At 67.6% G+C, this 15,442-nt stretch carries 12 protein-coding genes; 3 read left to right on the forward strand and 9 right to left on the reverse strand.

The genetic code is table 11. The features are described 5' to 3' along the window. Positions 1-8: 8 nt before the first annotated feature. The 9 genes from HNP44_RS05235 to HNP44_RS05275 form a co-directional block, all read right to left on the reverse strand. Positions 9-1,670, reverse strand: a complete 1,662-nt coding sequence (locus HNP44_RS05235) for a hypothetical protein (protein WP_259144765.1) — start codon at positions 1,668-1,670, stop codon at positions 9-11. Beyond that, complete coding sequence (locus HNP44_RS05240; RefSeq protein ID WP_259144764.1) at positions 1,667-3,859, reverse strand: hypothetical protein; 2,193 nt, start codon at positions 3,857-3,859, stop codon at positions 1,667-1,669. The genes HNP44_RS05235 and HNP44_RS05240 overlap by 4 nt, the downstream gene beginning before the upstream one ends. 12 nt (positions 3,860-3,871) lie before the next feature. Further along, the gene (locus HNP44_RS05245) at positions 3,872-4,615 is read right to left on the reverse strand and encodes a hypothetical protein (protein ID WP_259144763.1); all 744 of its coding nucleotides are present in this window, start codon (positions 4,613-4,615) and stop codon (positions 3,872-3,874) included. A 30-nt stretch (positions 4,616-4,645) separates the two neighbouring features. Next, positions 4,646-5,020, reverse strand: a complete 375-nt coding sequence (locus tag HNP44_RS05250; RefSeq protein WP_259144762.1) for a hypothetical protein — start codon at positions 5,018-5,020, stop codon at positions 4,646-4,648. Between the two features lie 33 nt (positions 5,021-5,053). After that, entirely contained in the window at positions 5,054-5,506 is a 453-nt protein-coding gene (locus tag HNP44_RS05255; protein ID WP_259144760.1) for a hypothetical protein, read from the reverse strand. 32 nt (positions 5,507-5,538) lie between these two features. Then, on the reverse strand, positions 5,539-7,056 hold the full coding sequence (locus tag HNP44_RS05260; RefSeq protein WP_259144759.1) for a MinD/ParA family ATP-binding protein: 1,518 nt from the start codon (positions 7,054-7,056) through the stop codon (positions 5,539-5,541). Between the two features lie 77 nt (positions 7,057-7,133). Further along, the gene (locus HNP44_RS05265; protein ID WP_259144758.1) at positions 7,134-7,850 is read right to left on the reverse strand and encodes a hypothetical protein; all 717 of its coding nucleotides are present in this window, start codon (positions 7,848-7,850) and stop codon (positions 7,134-7,136) included. Next, positions 7,850-9,499 (reverse strand): peptidoglycan DD-metalloendopeptidase family protein, encoded by a 1,650-nt coding sequence (locus HNP44_RS05270; protein WP_259144757.1) that lies wholly within the window; start codon positions 9,497-9,499, stop codon positions 7,850-7,852. The genes HNP44_RS05265 and HNP44_RS05270 overlap by 1 nt, the downstream gene beginning before the upstream one ends. Before the next feature lie 199 nt (positions 9,500-9,698). Next, positions 9,699-12,407, reverse strand: coding sequence for a cutinase family protein (locus tag HNP44_RS05275; protein WP_259144756.1), 2,709 nt, complete (start codon positions 12,405-12,407; stop codon positions 9,699-9,701). Positions 12,408-12,946: 539 nt separating this feature from the next. Between HNP44_RS05275 and HNP44_RS05280 the strand changes: the two genes are divergently transcribed. Genes HNP44_RS05280 through HNP44_RS05290 form a run of 3 tightly spaced genes read left to right on the forward strand, consistent with a single transcriptional unit; the run spans position 12,947 to position 15,220 of the window. Further along, entirely contained in the window at positions 12,947-13,756 is an 810-nt protein-coding gene (locus HNP44_RS05280; protein ID WP_259144755.1) for a hypothetical protein, read from the forward strand. Positions 13,757-13,793: 37 nt separating this feature from the next. Then, positions 13,794-14,510: a class I SAM-dependent methyltransferase gene (locus tag HNP44_RS05285; protein WP_259144754.1), complete on the forward strand. Its 717-nt coding sequence runs from the start codon at positions 13,794-13,796 to the stop codon at positions 14,508-14,510. A gap of 2 nt (positions 14,511-14,512) precedes the next feature. After that, complete coding sequence (locus tag HNP44_RS05290) at positions 14,513-15,220, forward strand: SDR family oxidoreductase (RefSeq protein ID WP_259144752.1); 708 nt, start codon at positions 14,513-14,515, stop codon at positions 15,218-15,220. Positions 15,221-15,442: the final 222 nt, after the last annotated feature.

The raw sequence follows: 15,442 nt of genomic DNA on the forward strand, positions 1-15,442 counted from the left end.
TGCTGCGGTCAGGCGTACTTGGTGACGTGCTTGTGCACTTCCATCCCGAGCCCGAAGGGCAGCGTGTTGAACAGCGCCACGTCGTGCCGGTCGTCCTGCCATTCGATGTTCGTGATGGCCGAAACCGAGGTCGCTTCCACGAACCGGGCCACAGCGCGGTCGAGGTCGTCGGGGGTGCGGCCGGTCACTGCGAACCACATGCTGTAGGTCATGCCGTGATACGGATTGCCCGGGGCGAGGTCCGCCTGCCGGCGTGCGGAGGCGCCCATCATCACGTCGCTGGTGCCGTCGGTGACCTTGCCGTCCTTTGCTTCCTTGATTTGGCGTGCACGGTCCTGCGCCTGGTCCTTGCGCGCGGTCTCGCGGGCGCGAGCTGCGGGGATGAGGTCGAAGCGCACGGAGACGGTGCGGATCGTGGGCATGGCCGCGACCTCTTCGTCGCCGGCGTCGGGGGCGACGCCGGTCAGGACGTTCGCCATCCACTCCGGTCCGAGGGGCGCCGGCGCGATACCGCCGACCGGGACCATCCCGACGCGGGTGTACCAGCGCGGGGACAGCTGCTCGAGGCCGGTGCCCTCGTCCGCGTGGCTGAGGATCTCGACGCTGTCTGCGCCGCCGATGTAGCTGGGGAACGCCGACCACCAGTCCACGTCACCGTCGCGGTCGAGCGCGAAGTTCGGGTCGATCATCGCGCGGATCACGGCGCACGTGCGGCGCCGGCCGAGCAGCACGACGTTGCCCAGCCCACCGGGGCCCGACATGTAGCTCATCACCCGCTCGGTCTCGTCGAGCACGATCTGTGCCATGCCGCCCTCGAACCGCTGCCCCTTCGCTTCGGCGCGACGGTGCGCGTCCGCCTTGAACTCCGCCGTCTCGTAGAACTTGAGCAGCAAGTAGTCGCGGTGCTCCTCGAGGTTGGGGGCGATCTCGTCGAGCAGCTGCCCGTAGCTGTCGACCAGCATGTCCAGCCGCTCGTCGGCGCCGTCGCGCACGCGCACCCGTACGAGCTCCTCCTGGTACCACTCCAGGTGCTCGGTGATGTCGGCCGGGACACTGCGGTGGATCGACTGCCCACCACGCACGTAGCTGGTCCGCTTGGCCAGCTCGTTGAGCAGGTTCCCGTACCGCTCCGCCGCCTGGTTCATCTCCGCCGGCGATCGGATCGCCGAGCCCGAGCCCTGGACGGCGAGCAGCACGGCGTAGAACGTGGGCTCGCCCGGGTTCGAAATTCGGAGGATGAACATCTTGTCGAGCCCGGTCCCGGTCAGGTCGACCACCATGCACCGCCCGAGCGGCGTGGGGATCTGCCATCCGGGGTTCAGGTCCTCGTCCGCGGCGTCGGGGTGGAGCACGTTGAAGTACACGTGCTCGCCGATGCCGCGGCGCCCCTTCGTCAGGTAGGGGAATCCGTACTCGCGCACGCGGTGCGCCCACCGCTCCCCGATCGGCTTCTGGTTCCCCAGCGGAGTGGTCACCGACACGGTCAGCAGCAGCAGCGCGGCCACGACGCCGGCGGAGATGTAGCCCCATCCGACGGTGAAGAACAGCACGGCGCCGACGATCACAACCGCGGCGTATGCGTACTTGACAGGGCCGGAGAGGCGGCGGGATGCGACCTCGCCGGATAGGACCGAGTTCCGGGCCTCCACGTAGTTCTCGGTCATCGTCATCGGTCAATTCCCTTCGCGCTGGTTGATTCGAAGTCGGTTCGCGCCTTGCGCACGGCCGCCGACGCCCCGGCGCCCGTGACCATCGCCGCGGCGGAGAGCGGACCGCCCACGGATCCGACGGCGGTCCGTGCTGCGGAGAGGAATTGCTGGCCGTGGCCGCCGACGCGGCCCGACCGGCCGGCGCCGCGCGATGCGTTCGCCGGATTCGCGGCCGGCGCGCCGCCTGGGCCACCAGGCGTCCCCGCCGTGCCGCTCGATGCCTGCGCCGGTGCTGCAGCCGGTGCGGACCTCCCCGCACTGCCGGCGCCGCCGCGGCCACCGCCGCCGCTGAAGCCGCGCGTCATGGCGCTGCGGGCAGCGAACGAGCCCGCCGCGCCTCCAGCCGCGGCGCCGATCACCGAACCGCCCTGGGAGCTGAAGCCGGGAGCGTCGTCGCCGGACGGCAACACGGGTGCCCACTTCAGCAGGGAGAATGGGGCAAGCCCCATCACCACGAAGCACATGGCGACGAACAGCAGCGCCCCCAGCGACTTCACGTCGCCGTCGCCGGTCACGTTCCCCTTCGCGGTCAGGCTCATCATCCACATGAGCACGCCGAGCAACAGGAACAGCAACGGCGTCGAGAAGATGATTGCGAGCAGGGTCAGCACCGGCCGGAGCGACTTCGCCCGCATCTGCGGGTTCACGTACATCCCGAGGGAGATGCCGACGGCGATCGTGCCCAGCGGGACGGCCAGCATGTGCATCATGAAGCCGAGGTACATGGAGAACGCTCCGAGGCCCATCGCCCCGTAGCCGATCAGGCCCGAGATCGTCCCGCCGACCAAGGTCTGGTTGTTGAGCGCGGAGAACATCGTCGTGATGTTCGAGATGGCTTCCTGCGTCGTTGTGCCGGTCTTCTCCGATAGAAAGTCGGTGAGCCCGTTAGCGACTGGAAGAATCAAGGTGCTGATCAGGAGCGGCACCGCCGCCATCGTGATCAGCGTCCCGGGCGCGTACGCGAACATCGACTTCATCACCTCGGACAGGGGCATCTTCTCCTGATTGCCCTGCACGATGGTGATCAAGAGCATGATCATCATCGTTAGCCAGCCCAAGGTGATCGAGATCCCGTACCAGGCGATGAATCCGGGTGCTGTGTAGTCGAATCGGCCGACCGAAGCGAGCCCCTTGAGGACCTTGGGCGTCATCGACATCGCCCAGTCCTTCATGTCGTTGGCCCACGAATCGGCGTACGACTTGGGGTCGGCGACGAACTTCACGATCCCCGATCCGATCTTCCACAGGGTGTTCCAGGCCTGCACGTACGGCGCGGTGTTCTTGTCCCACGACTGCGAGATCCGATCGCCGAGCGACATGTTCTTCACGATCCAGTTCCACGTCCCCGCGAAGAGCTTGCCGACCGCGTCGTTCCAGCCCCGGCACCGCGCGACCTGGTCCGTCGACGTCGCGTTCGCGTTCGCATCGCAGTCGAGGAAGAACGCGTGCGCCTTGAACGGCCCCTGAGCCTTGTCTGCGTTGAAATTCGCGCGCGAGAACTTCGGATTCGCGGTGTCCTCGATCAGCTTGGCGGCGGGGCCCGTCGTCACGAGGTCCCAGAATCCGGGACCGTCCGGCGAGATGCCGAGCCGCTTGGCCATCGAGACGAGCGACGTCCGGTCCGGGGTCTTCGCGAAGTCGAAGCCCCACACGGACAGCGTCGTCGATCCCCACCGCTTCATGTCGTTGACGCACATGCCCGTCGGCATGAAGAAGGCCGAGTCGCCGGCGGGGAACGACGGGAGTTCCTTGCTGTCGGCGCCGTTCTTCTTCCGGTCCTCGTCCGATTGTGCCCAGTACAGCAGCTTGCCCTCCACCGGCAGCGTCGCGTTGATGTACGCGCCGATGTCACCGCCCTTGTCGGCGCACGATCCGGAGAACCACGGGCCCTTCTTGAATTCCTCCGTTCCACCCACGTACTGCTTGAGATCGGCGGGGAAGCCCTCCGGCAGGGAGCTGCCGTTGATCGAGCTCGCGGCGCCTTGGCCACCACCAGGGACGGCGGGGGCCGGGTCTGCCGACGCGATTCCCACTCCCACCGGCGCCGCGATCACGATCAGCGCGCACACGAGCGCACTCACCAGCCGCGCGAGGCCCGCACGCACCGCGGCGGACCTTCCGACGCGAACCTTCTCCTGATTGGTGTCCATAGCCCCGCGCTCCTAGTTCACGACGAGGGTGTAGGTGCCCTCTTGGAAGCCCTTGACCAGCGGGTCTTCCGGGTTCACGCCGGTCACCGCATCCGGGGTCGGCCCCGTCTTGTACTCGTAGCTGCGCACCAGCCACGTGCTCTTGTCCGCGTCCCAGAGCAGACCCACTCGCGAGGTGCCCCAGACCGCGGTGACGTTCGTCTGCTGAGGAGCACCGTTCTGCGTCTTCGGCGGCGTGAACAGGCTCAGCCCCACGCCCCATGCCGTGACGGTCGCTTCCTTCGGGTTGAGGTTGCTCACCGCCAGTGAGACCGGCTGCTGGTTACTGCCCTGGCCGGACGCCTTCTCGCGGCCCTTGGCGTTGTCGAGCAGCGTCAGTAGCGTTCCCTCGGGACTCGGCACCACCAGGGTCTCGCGGACCTTGTTGACGTCCACGCCGCCGGCGTTGGCGCGGGTGATGGCCTGCAGGAAGTTCGCGCCCGCGGCCGCGGCGCCACCCTCGTCCTGCGTGTAGCCCGACGGGATCCCGTTCGTGATCACCCGGGGTCCGTGCGGAGTCCCGATCTTGATCTCGGCCTTGCTCGTGCCTCCGCCGGTGGGCCAGAACAGCCAGCTCAGGCCTCCGACGACGACCACCACCGCGAGCACGAGCGCGAGGATCTTCGGGTTGCGCCACACCGGGGTCTCGGTGTTGGCGGTCGCCGTCCTGCGGGCTGTAGAGCTCTTCGTAGTGACGCTGGAAAAGTCTTTAGTCACAGTCTCATTCCCTTCTGAGTCGCTTCGAGTTCAATTGCTCTTGATGACGTTGAGCGCCGCACGACGGCGCTGCACCACGCGCGCCGCGACGGCCACCATCGCGATCGCGACCACCGCGACCGCCAGGGCCAGCCAGCCGTAGCTCGCGGTGTGCTCGGTCGCCGTAGCGCCGGCGGAACCGGAGCTCATGGCGTCGCCGTTCGGCACCGGGCCCGCCGGCACCGCACCGTGGGCCTTGGTGCCACTCGTGTCGAGCGATCCCAGTACCCAGATCAGGCCTGCGACGGAAAAGCCGATCAGCACCGCGAGATTCCAGCGGTTCTTGTACCAGGGCTGCCGGCCGTGCGGGTTCGCCGCTCGCTTCTTCGCCGCCCCGTAGCCGCCGCGGTTGTACTTCTGTCCCATTGTTCTGCTCCGTCTTCTGTCGTTGTGGGGGTGTTATGCGTTGACCGCGAACAGGATTGCGCCGACGATGATCGAGATACCCGATGCCATCGCGAAGCGGATTCCGGCGTCACGGAACGCATCCGTCGACTCGGCGAGATCCGCGGAATGGCCCTGGCGGGACGCCTGGGAGCGCTTCATCAGCGCCATGACCATCTGCCCGCCGAGGATGATGAGCGCGAGCGCCCAGATCGCACCGAGCAGGCGCTTCCAGGCCGTGTTGAGCGCCGTGCCCAGCAAGCCCGGGTCGGGTTTGACGTCGGTGAACGGGTTCAGGCCGTCGGCGTGTGCGACACCGTTCTGCGCGATCAGGAGCAGGTACACCAGGGCGACCGTCGTGCCGGCGAAGACGAGCAGCGTGTACCGCCGCCACCGAGCGCCGGCGCGCGGCTCCTGCGCCTCGTCGACGTCAGCGATGTCCGCGTCGAGGTCGATTGTCGTTGTCATGGAATCGGATTCCTCTCTATACCGGGTGCCTTCTAGCGGCGGTGGGTGCCGGCCATGTCGGTGGTGTCGTACGAGTAGCCGGAGAACTGCGCGCCCGGATCGAGCGGCTGCTGAGCGTTCCGTCCGTACTGGTTCACGGCGACACCGCGGGGGCCGGCCTGCTGCGGCACCGCGACCTGCGCGAGGTCGCCGCTGTACCCGTAGCCGGCCTGCTGCGGGGCCGGGGCCTGCCACTGCCCCGTGTACTGCTCCGGCGGCGCCGCGGCGGTCATGCTCACGCCCGCGGTGCGTGCCTGAGCGTTCAGGCGGGCGGTGATCATGGCGCACAGCTCGACGTACGCGCTGCGCGTCTCGGGCAGCAGATCCTCGAACACGATCCGCGAACGGTGCCCCGCGAACGCCGGATCGAAGGGCATGTGCAGGATCGTCGGGATCTTGAACTGGCTGAGCATGCTTTCGACGAGCTGGAGGCGGTCCGGCGTGACCGGCGCATCCGGGAGGGGCGAAAGCAGAACGATCGCCTGCGAGACCTTCTCCGAGCCGATGTCCGGGTCACCCTGGGCCAGGGTCAGCATCGCCTCGACTTCCTGGATGGTGTCGTCGCACGCGGTCATCGGGATCACGATCTGATCCGCGCGGACGAGCGCCCACTGCAGGGACTCCGCCAGGTGGTTGTTCTCCGTGTCGACGATGATCAGCCGACGGTGGCGGCGCAGCACCGCGTACGTCGCCTCGCATGCGGACCAGTCGAGCATCCGGCGGCTCGTTCCGGAGTCGTCGGCAGGGAGGACCTCGTCGAGCGTGGGCTGCCGGATCATGAACTGGTCGATCGCGGTATGCGGCACGTCCTTGCTGCAGAGCTGCTTGGCGATCTTCAGCAGGCCCCAATTGCTGCGGCGGTCGGTGCGCCCGTTGTGTGCGCGCATGGCCATCGAGCCGAACGACGAGCTCGCATCCCACGCGACGACGCCGGAACCGGTGTGGGTGCCGAACGTGGCGCTCATGGTCAGGGCGGTTCCGGTCTTGTTCTCGCCGCCCTTCGGGTTCGCCACGGTGATCAAGGGAACGCCGGGCGTGCCCTCCTTCAGGGTCTCGACGCCGAGTCGGTAGTCCACCTCGGGGCTGGGATTCTTCGGGGAGAGGCTCATTCCGAGAGTGCGGTTGCACCAACCTCGCCATCCCCAGTCCGCCGGCCGCAGGGCCGTCGACCGGGATCCGAACGCCTCCTGGCGGCGGTCGACCGACGACCCGACGTAGTCGTTCTCGCCGGCGACCTCGCCCGGCTTCCCCGACTTGGCCGCGGGGATGTTGTTGGCCTCGAGCGCGGCCTGGCCGACGCCGTAGGGATCCGGGATGGCGCCCTCGTCGGAGTCGGTGGAGCCCTCGTCGACGTCCGTCGTGGCGTCGTCGGCCGCCGGCTCCGGCACCGGGGCCGGGCGCAGTCGCTGCTCGCGCGGGTTGATCGGTGCCTCGGTCGCGTGGTTGGCGTATCGGGCGGCCGCGAGCTCGCCCGAAGGGTTCTCGTCCTCGAAGTGATCGATGTTGCTCATGTGGGGTATTCCTTCGTGTCTCGATCGTGCGGAATTGTGTTGTCAGTCAGTCGAAGCGCTTGGTCTCTCGGATGCGGTCAGAGTTCGGTCACGTCGTCTACCTCCCAACCTGTGGGGCTGTTCGCCAGCGCCACCGCGACGATCCGGCGCGCGGTCTCCCCGACCGGTTTCCCGTCGGAGGTAACCGGCACGATCTGGACCGAGAACTTGTACGCCGCGGCGAGCGCGGTCGGCTTCTGTCCTTCGGTCTGCGCCGGGCCCACGAGCGGCGCCGTCAGCGCGTTCCGCGACGCCCAGGTCGACCACTCCGCGCCCTGGCCTGGCAGCACAGTGGCGACCTGGGCGCGGAGCTTCGCGGTGAGCAGGGCGCTCGCCCGCGCCGGGCCCGCGCCGGGGCCCTTGTCCAGCGCCGTGTTGTAGGTGAACCAGGCGTGCACGACTGCCTTGGCCACAGCCTCCGGATTCGACCGGTCCACAGCCTTCGCGTCGACGGGCAGCACGGGCGGGCCGACCGGCGCCGTCCTCGCCGGCGGCTGCGTCGTCGTCGGCGGAGCCTCGCCGCCCACCGTCGAGCTCGTAGACGGTGCCGCCGCGTCGCTCGTCGTCGGCATGCCGGGGATCCAGCCCCGCGCGCCCGTGGCCGGACCGCCGGTCGTGGTCGTGCTCGAGGTATCGCTGCCGTCCGAGCCGCCGCAGGCCCCGACGAGCAGGGAGATCGCGACGAGGACCATCGCCGCCGCTCGGCGGCTGCGGCGCCCCTGGACCGGGGTGGTGGGAGTGCTCTGGGTACGCATCAGCTGAACCTCCGTGCGGACTCGTAGTTGTAGGGCTTGTAGTCGATTTCCTGCACAAACGCGCCCGACTGGGGGGCGTCGATGACCTTGCCGTTGCCTACGAACACGGCGACGTGGCCGAGGCCCTTCTGGAACACGAGGTCTCCTGGAGCCACCTGGTCGAGCGCCACCGGCACGCCGCGCGGATCGACAACCTGGTCGGTGGTCGAGTGCGGCAGAACCAAGGTCTTGCCCATCGACTTCGCCGCCTGGGCGACCGCGTAGAGCGTGAGCCCGGAGCAGTCGAAGCCCAGCACGCCGGCATCGGGTGCGCGGCCGATCGTGGGGCCGTTGGCGTCGCCGCCGGCCCACGCGTACCGCACTCCCAGCTGTGTGCGAACAGCCTGAGCGACCCGCGCGCCGAACTCGCCGGCCAGCTGCCCGCCCGCCGCGCCCGCCTGGGCCTGCGGCGCCGAGAACCACGTCCTGGCCCTGTTGGGGATGTTCTTGACGTACGGGAGCGTCTGGCTGTTCTGGCAGACCCGACCACCGGCATCCGTATTCGCCTCGCCGCAGTTGTACGCCGAGAGCATCAGCTCAATCGGGTCACCAACGGCGCGTTTTTCCGCGACGGCCTTTTTGTACTTGTCGATGAGTTTGCAGTCGAGCTTGCCCTGGGACATGACTGCGTCAGCGATATTCCACACATCGCGGATACCGTCACCGTCGCCGTCAACGGATTCCGCCGCCCACGTCGAGTCAATGAATTGTGCGGCACCCTTTGCTGTGCCGATTCCCGGCCCATTGTCCCGCGACTCCGCGAGGCGGTTGAAGGTACTTTCGTTCTCCAGCTGCGCCGCGATCAGCGGGGCTGTGATGTCTGGGCAGGTCTGCGCAGCCTTCTTGATCCACGGCACGAACTCCTTCGGCACGCGAGCCTCGTTGAGGCCCGCACCACCGAGGGTGCTGCAGGTGACGCCGATCGGCTGCGTCGCCGCCACGAGATCGACGCCCGGCGGAGGACCGCGCGGAGCTGTCGGATCGACCGAGGGGTCCGCTGGAGCACCGCCGGCCGCGCCAACGTCCTTCGCTGAGGCGAGGAACGGGGCGGGATCAACAGCCTTACCGCCGTCGAGCCGCCCGCCCTCCCAGATTTCGAAATGCAGGTGCGGCCCGGTGACCTGTCCGTTTCCGCCCTGCTTGCCGATGACCTGGCCAGCTTTGACCTGGTCACCAGTCTTAACGAGGACTCCCGCCGGCCACATGTGGCCGTAGACGGCGGAGTACTTCTTTCCGCCCAGCTTGAAGTCGAGGATGATCCACTTGCCGAAGCCACTGGCATCGCCAGCCTCGCGCACCGTGGAGTCGGCGAAGGCGATCAGGTCGGGTTCGCCGGGGCCGGCGAGGTCCTGGCCCTGGTGCATCGTTCCCCACCGCGGCCCGAACCCGGACGTCAGCTCGTAGGTACCGGCGCGCATCGGCTTCACGGTCGATCCAGGAGGAACGTTTACCAGAACGTCGGAGCCAGCAGTCGGGTTGCACGGGTCGGCGGTGGTGGCAGGCTTTCCGCTGCCGAAGATGACCACGCCCGCGAGCAGAAGAATGCCGACGACCATCACGGCAATGAGCGCCGTGATGACTTTCGTCGGTTTCTGCTCCGTACCGGACATCGCCGAAAAACCCTTCTTTCACCGTTGCGTCACATTCCCTGTCGCCTCGCACAGCGATAGTTCTGTGGCATCTTTTCCGTTCACCCACTGAACGGTCTAGCAGTTGGATCGTTTGTTGCTTTGTGCCTGTTTGAGTGTGTGGTCAGGGAATGCGGGTTAGGTGACTCGCCTCACCTATTCCGCATTCATTTGGCTATTTCTATCCGCCGATGAGCCCCTTGATGTCGCTGGTCATCGTGTCCAGGCCGGACTTCCCGTTGGCGCCGGTTCCCGGCTGGGAGTAGGCGGTGTGCGGCTGCGCGCCGCCGCCGAAGAAGCTGCCGAACTGGATGCCTTCGCGCGCCATGTCGAAGAGGTTGCCGGCGGACGGCGACTGCATGACGGTGCTGGCCACCTGGGCGACCTGGAACGAGCTGCCCGACGCGGCCGCGGCGTTCATGCCCGCGCCGTTCGCCGGCAGCGCGCCGAGCTGGGCGGCGCTCATCTTCGTTCCGCCGCCCGTCGCGCCCTGCGCGGCCACCGCGGCGAGATCCACGCCCGCGGGGATGGCCTGGCCGATCACCATCAGGTTCCCGGTTTCCAGGAACTCGAACAGGGAGTCCTTGAGCGAGACCGCGTCGTTGTACAGGCGGACGTAGTCGACGTTGCCGGCGATCTGAAGGCCCAGTCCGATGATCGCCGCGGTACCCGAGGTGTCGGGGATCATCGAGACGGCCTTGCCGATCTGCGACCACGGGATCGCCTGGGAGATCGCCGCGGCGGGCTTGAGCATCGTGAAGATCAGGTTCGCGGCCTGGTGAGCTGCGGGGATCGCGCCGATGAGGATGTTCCGCACGAGGCTCGTCGCGTCGCCGAGGAGCTTCTGCACGTCGAGCGTCGCGAAGAGCTGGAGCATCGCGCCCATCTGGTTCAGCATCGTCTCCGGCTGCAGGGAGGCGAGCTGCGATCCGGCCTTGTTCAGCACGTCGACCGACTTCTTGCTGAACTCGACCGAGTCGCCCAGCAAGGTCTTCGCGTCGTTGACGGAGACCTTGAGCTGGGTGAACACCTTCTGCCGGTCGCGGGCCGCGTGCTCGGTGCTGTTGCCCTCGAGCTGCGAGGAATTCGAGACGGGTACGCCGTACTTGTCGACCAGGACGCCGCCCTGCGACTCGCCGCCCCCGCCGCCGACGCCGCTGGAGACCGTCGTGACGCCGTCGAGGAACTTGCCGAGCAGGTCGGTGCTCCCGCTACCCGTGACGCCCGTCTGCGGCGTCGCGGTGCCGCCCGTCGTCGCAGTCTGTGCGGTCTGCCCGGTCGTCTGCTGGACCGTCGCCCCGGTCTGCGGAACCGTCCCGGCCACCGCGGGCCCGGGCACCGTCGCGGTCGATGGTGCGGCGGCCGCGCTCGTCGTCGCTGCAGCTGCGGCGGTCGGGGTGACCGTCGCGGACATCGTGACCGCCGTGGCGGGGCCACCCGTCACGCCGCCAGCGCCGTTGAGAACCGTCAGCGCGCGATCGATGGTGTCCCGGATCCCCGTCACCTTCGTGATGTCCTGCTGTGCCTGCCCCGGCGTCAGAGACGTCATCAGCGAGCGGACGTCCGCTAAGGGCGAGTCCTTCGGTGCCTCGGTGACCTGCTTGTTCACGGCGGGGTTGTCGGTGACGAACTTCATCGCGCCGCTTACGGGGATCAGCGTGTCGAGGATCGACTGGGCCTGCGTCCGCGCCGTCGTCAGGCCTGTGGCCTGCGCCGGCGAGACGACGCCGCCGGTCTGCCCGATCGAGTCCGTCGTACTCGTGAGGTTCTGCGTCAACGAGCTGATGTTGGCCGGCAGGAGCGGGAGTGAGGCACGGGAGAAGTCGAAGGGCTGCAGGGCGCTCGCGAATGCCGAGAGATCCGTGCTCGAGCCGGTCGACGTCACGGGCTTACCGCCAGTGAGCGCCGTCTGCACGTTCGGACCCACCAGGCCACCGACACCCGACACCAGACCGGTCACCTGGGTAACCACGTCGGCGCCGTCCTGCGGAGCCTGCTGCCGCACCACGCCCGGACCGCTCACGGGGGCCGTAGGCACCGCGGGAGCAGGAGTTACCACGCCCGGCGCGCCCACGGCGCCACTGAGGCCCTGAACCGCCGACGCCACTGACGCCGACGGGTTCGGCGCGGAGGGGGCTTGCTGGCCCGTGATGCCGGCGACCGCGGCCGCGGCGTTGGACGCGCCCTGCTGCACCTGCGCGGCGCCGCTTCCCGCACCGTCGGTCGGGCCATTGCCCGCGAGGAGCTTGCCGATGCTGGAGGTGATGGGGTTCTGCTGGGCGCTGGTGTTGCACCACATGTCGTCGGCCTTGGGGTTGCAGACCGAGAAGACCTTGCCCGAGAGCGATCCGAATCCGCCGGCGCGGCCACCGCCGATGCCGGTGGCCTTGCCCGCTCCGCGATCCACTTGGCCGGCAGTGCCGTTGCGGGGATCGGCAAGCAGCGAGCCGCCGAGGATCTTGCCCAGGTCCGGGAGCTTGCCCTGGCCCGCTTGTGCGAGCACGTCGCCGGCGACCGCCGCTCCCTGTGAGTAGCCGACCGGGATCTTGCGCGAGTTCGGGCACTCCCCCATCGCTGAGATGAGGTTGTTCACGCCGATCTGACGCGAGGCGTCGTAGGTCTTGCCGCCTGAGAACGCCTGTGCGGGATAGGAGATGAAGCGGGTACCGACCTGGGATCCGTACTCCGACTGGATCCTGTTCGCGACCGACGTCAGCATGCCGCGCGGACCGGTGCCTGCGTTGTCGTTCGTCTCAGTCGTACCCGGGACGAAGTACACCATCGTCGGGGCGCAACCCGCCGCGAACGCCGGCGCTACTACGGCCAGGGGGATCCCCAGCATGATCATCACCGTCGCAACCGTCGAAGCGACGACCTTCCGAGCTCGCATGGCCCGTCCTCCCAGCATCCATCCAGCAAGAACTTGCGGATGGATGCGGGGGCGTTCCATAGCTCACGATGCCGAGCGCACGTACACTCGACCCCGCGAGGGTTCCAACGCCCCCGCACCCAAGGTGGCCCTGCTGCCCTGACGGCCCGGTGTGCTTGTGCCAACATCGCTGCACCGGAACCACCCGCCTGGGCGGCAGGTCCATCACCCAGCGCCGCTCACGCAGCGTCTTGATGACGAACCCAGAGTATGAAAAATCTGCGTCGCGCAACCCCCCAGGTACAAAAATGTTGGCGAATCGCATCTTCGCGATTAGGAACTCTGCGATGGGCGAATCGGCTTGCGGCCCTGGGGTCCCGCCCGGAGGGGGCCGCGCCACTGCATCGTGGATTATGTTTCCCGAACTGTTGAGCTCGCACTATCCTATGCACATGCGCGCACCTAACAAGTGGATCGCTGTCGACCTCCTGGGGCCCAGCGGCCGCAACATGCTCGTTCACTCGGCCGGCGGCGCCAAGGTCGCTAAGGCCCTTCGCCGAGTGGACGCCTCCGAGCTCGGCTTCGATGAGACCAGCCGGCGGATCTTCACTGCCTACGCCGACTCGCTGCGTAGTGATACCGACACCGCGATCGAGCTGCCGGACGACCTCGGCAACCTCCGCATCGAGCACCACCTGCTCACCGCGGCCGATGGCAAGAACATCACCGCGATCATCTGGTTCGGCGACACGGAACCCACACCGCGACCTACTTACAACGCGTGGGTCGCTGACCTCTACAACTTCACGACCGCAACTACCGGCGACGACGTGAAGCTCATCGGCGACGACCGCGAGGAAGGCGAGGAGCGGCACGCTCAGCACCTCTTCCGCTACCTCACCCCCGAGGACGCCTGGCGCATGATGGGCGGCTACTACGACGCGTTCACTGGCGATGACGGCCTGTATGTCGACGCGAACTGGACGCTGAACGTCCCCGACAACCCCGTGCACTTCTACTCGGGCTGCAGACTGGTCGTCACCGACACGACCCGACTGCTGTACGGGACCTCCATGCAGATCGCAGCTCGCCCGGACTATCAGAGCAACATTGCGACCTTGGTAGGCGGCGGCGACCGAACCCTACTTCTGTTCGAGGCCCGCGGCCCGCAGCCGCTCACCTCCGTCGGCGCAGAGGCTCCCGTCTCCCCGGAGTTCTACGAATCCGTCATGAAACAGGTGGATCTGAAATCCCCCGGCCAGGCTGAAATCGTTGTGCAGGGCAAGGAGTTTACCGCCATGCTGTTCCCTCTCCACTCGGTTCAGGAGCAGCACGGCGACCCTGTCGCGATCCTGCTGACCGCGAAGTAGCCGACCCTCGGCGGGTGTCTACACCGTCCTTGTTACCGTGCACCCGCCGATCGGCACAGCCCCCAACGAACGGATTCAGATGCTCTACGCGCGCGCCGACGGCGCTTCCGAGACCTTCTACAACGCCGCGACCCTCAAGCTCTACAACACCGTCGTCCTCGGCATCTCGAACGATCACTTCTGGCGCTGCCCGACCGGCGTTATGGAAGCGGCCTACACCGCATACGCCGGCGCGCAGCATCTCGACATCGGGCCAGGAACCGGCCACTACCTTGCTCACCTACCCGATCGCACCGTCGACGTGACCCTGGTCGACGCCAACCTGCACTCTCTCGACGCCGCCGCGGCGCTCCTCGCCGGCGCCGGCCGCACACACCGCGCAGTCCAACAATCAGTCTTCGACCCACTCCCCGGGGAATTCGATTCCATCTCCGCGAACTACCTCTTCCACTGCATCGACGATGACGCGAAGTGGGACAAGGCGACTCGCACGATCGCTGATGCCCTCCGGCCTCATGGAACCTTCTTCGGCGCAACGATCATGCCGGTCTCCCGACCCGGACTGCTCGATGCCCCGGGCCGCCTGCTCAACGCGGCGTACAACGCCGTCGGCGTCTTCACCAACGAGAACGACGACGAAGACCGTCTCGCCGCCGCTCTCGGCGCACGATTCGACGAAGTCCAGATCAATCGCCGCGGGTGGGTCGTCCACTTCGCCGCACGTCAGCCCCGCCCCCACCGAAAGGATCAGTGAGAATGCGAGTTCTCGTCACAGGCGCCACTCGAGGAATCGGCCGCGCGATCGCCGCCGCGCTCCGTGCCGACGGGCACGACGTCATCGGCACTTACCGGTCGACCGCCGCCGACCTCCCAGAGGGCGTCCACGGCGTCCAGTGCGACGTTGCATCCACGGAGAGCGTGAACGCGGCCTACGCGCGGATCTGGGCCGACTACGGCCCCGTTACCGCCGTAGTCGCCAACGCCGGCATCACGCAGGACACCCTTCTCATGCGCATGTCCGTCGAATCCTTCGAGGACGTACTGAACACCAACCTGACCGGCGCCGTCCGCGTCGTCCAGCCCGCGCTAGAGCACATGGCAGAGGCGAAGGAAGGCCGCATCGTCCTCGTCGGCTCCGCATCCGGTCTCTCGGGCATGCCGGGGCAGGCCAACTACACCAGCTCGAAGTCCGCGCTTGTCGGATATGCCCGCGCGATCGCCCGCGAGCTCGGCCCCGAAGGCATCACCGCGAACGTCGTCGCACCCGGATTCACCGTCTCCGACATGACCGATACCGCGGTCTCCGACGCAGTGAAGGAGATCGCCCTCAAGGCGATTCCCGCTGCCCGGTTTGGCACGACTGAAGAGATCGCCGGCGCCGTGTCGTACCTCCTTGGCCCCTACGCGGGCTACGTCAACGGCGTAGTCCTCAATGTCGACGGCGGCGTGGGCATGGGCCACTAACAACAGCCTCAGCGGGGTGCTTGCACCCCCGAACTGCACGGCCCCGAGTTGCGCATTACTATGTGTTCCGCGCAACTCGGGGCCGTTCTTCGTATCGGCTCCTCGTTGGAGTTATCTCGTCCGCGGCGGATGCCCGGCCGGTCGCACTCAGGCCCGTGAAGGCCCGTCGCACCTCGTGCGACGAACGTCTTCGCGGTGGTTCTTCTATGCCCTGACTGCCAC

Origin of the sequence: Tsukamurella ocularis, assembly GCF_024807615.1 — a bacterium.
Taxonomy (GTDB): domain Bacteria; phylum Actinomycetota; class Actinomycetes; order Mycobacteriales; family Mycobacteriaceae; genus Tsukamurella; species Tsukamurella ocularis.

What these genes read in the sequence shown, in the direction of transcription:
- HNP44_RS05240 (WP_259144764.1), bottom strand. Translation starts at nt 3,859, where the DNA reads ATGGACACCAATCAGGAGAAGGTTCGCGTCGGAAGGTCCGCCGCGGTG.
- HNP44_RS05290 (WP_259144752.1), top strand. Translation starts at nt 14,513, where the DNA reads ATGCGAGTTCTCGTCACAGGCGCCACTCGAGGAATCGGCCGCGCGATC.
- HNP44_RS05235 (WP_259144765.1), bottom strand. Translation starts at nt 1,670, where the DNA reads ATGACGATGACCGAGAACTACGTGGAGGCCCGGAACTCGGTCCTATCC.
- HNP44_RS05255 (WP_259144760.1), bottom strand. Translation starts at nt 5,506, where the DNA reads ATGACAACGACAATCGACCTCGACGCGGACATCGCTGACGTCGACGAG.
- HNP44_RS05275 (WP_259144756.1), bottom strand. Translation starts at nt 12,407, where the DNA reads ATGCGAGCTCGGAAGGTCGTCGCTTCGACGGTTGCGACGGTGATGATC.
- HNP44_RS05260 (WP_259144759.1), bottom strand. Translation starts at nt 7,056, where the DNA reads ATGAGCAACATCGATCACTTCGAGGACGAGAACCCTTCGGGCGAGCTC.
- HNP44_RS05250 (WP_259144762.1), bottom strand. Translation starts at nt 5,020, where the DNA reads ATGGGACAGAAGTACAACCGCGGCGGCTACGGGGCGGCGAAGAAGCGA.
- HNP44_RS05265 (WP_259144758.1), bottom strand. Translation starts at nt 7,850, where the DNA reads ATGCGTACCCAGAGCACTCCCACCACCCCGGTCCAGGGGCGCCGCAGC.
- HNP44_RS05270 (WP_259144757.1), bottom strand. Translation starts at nt 9,499, where the DNA reads ATGTCCGGTACGGAGCAGAAACCGACGAAAGTCATCACGGCGCTCATT.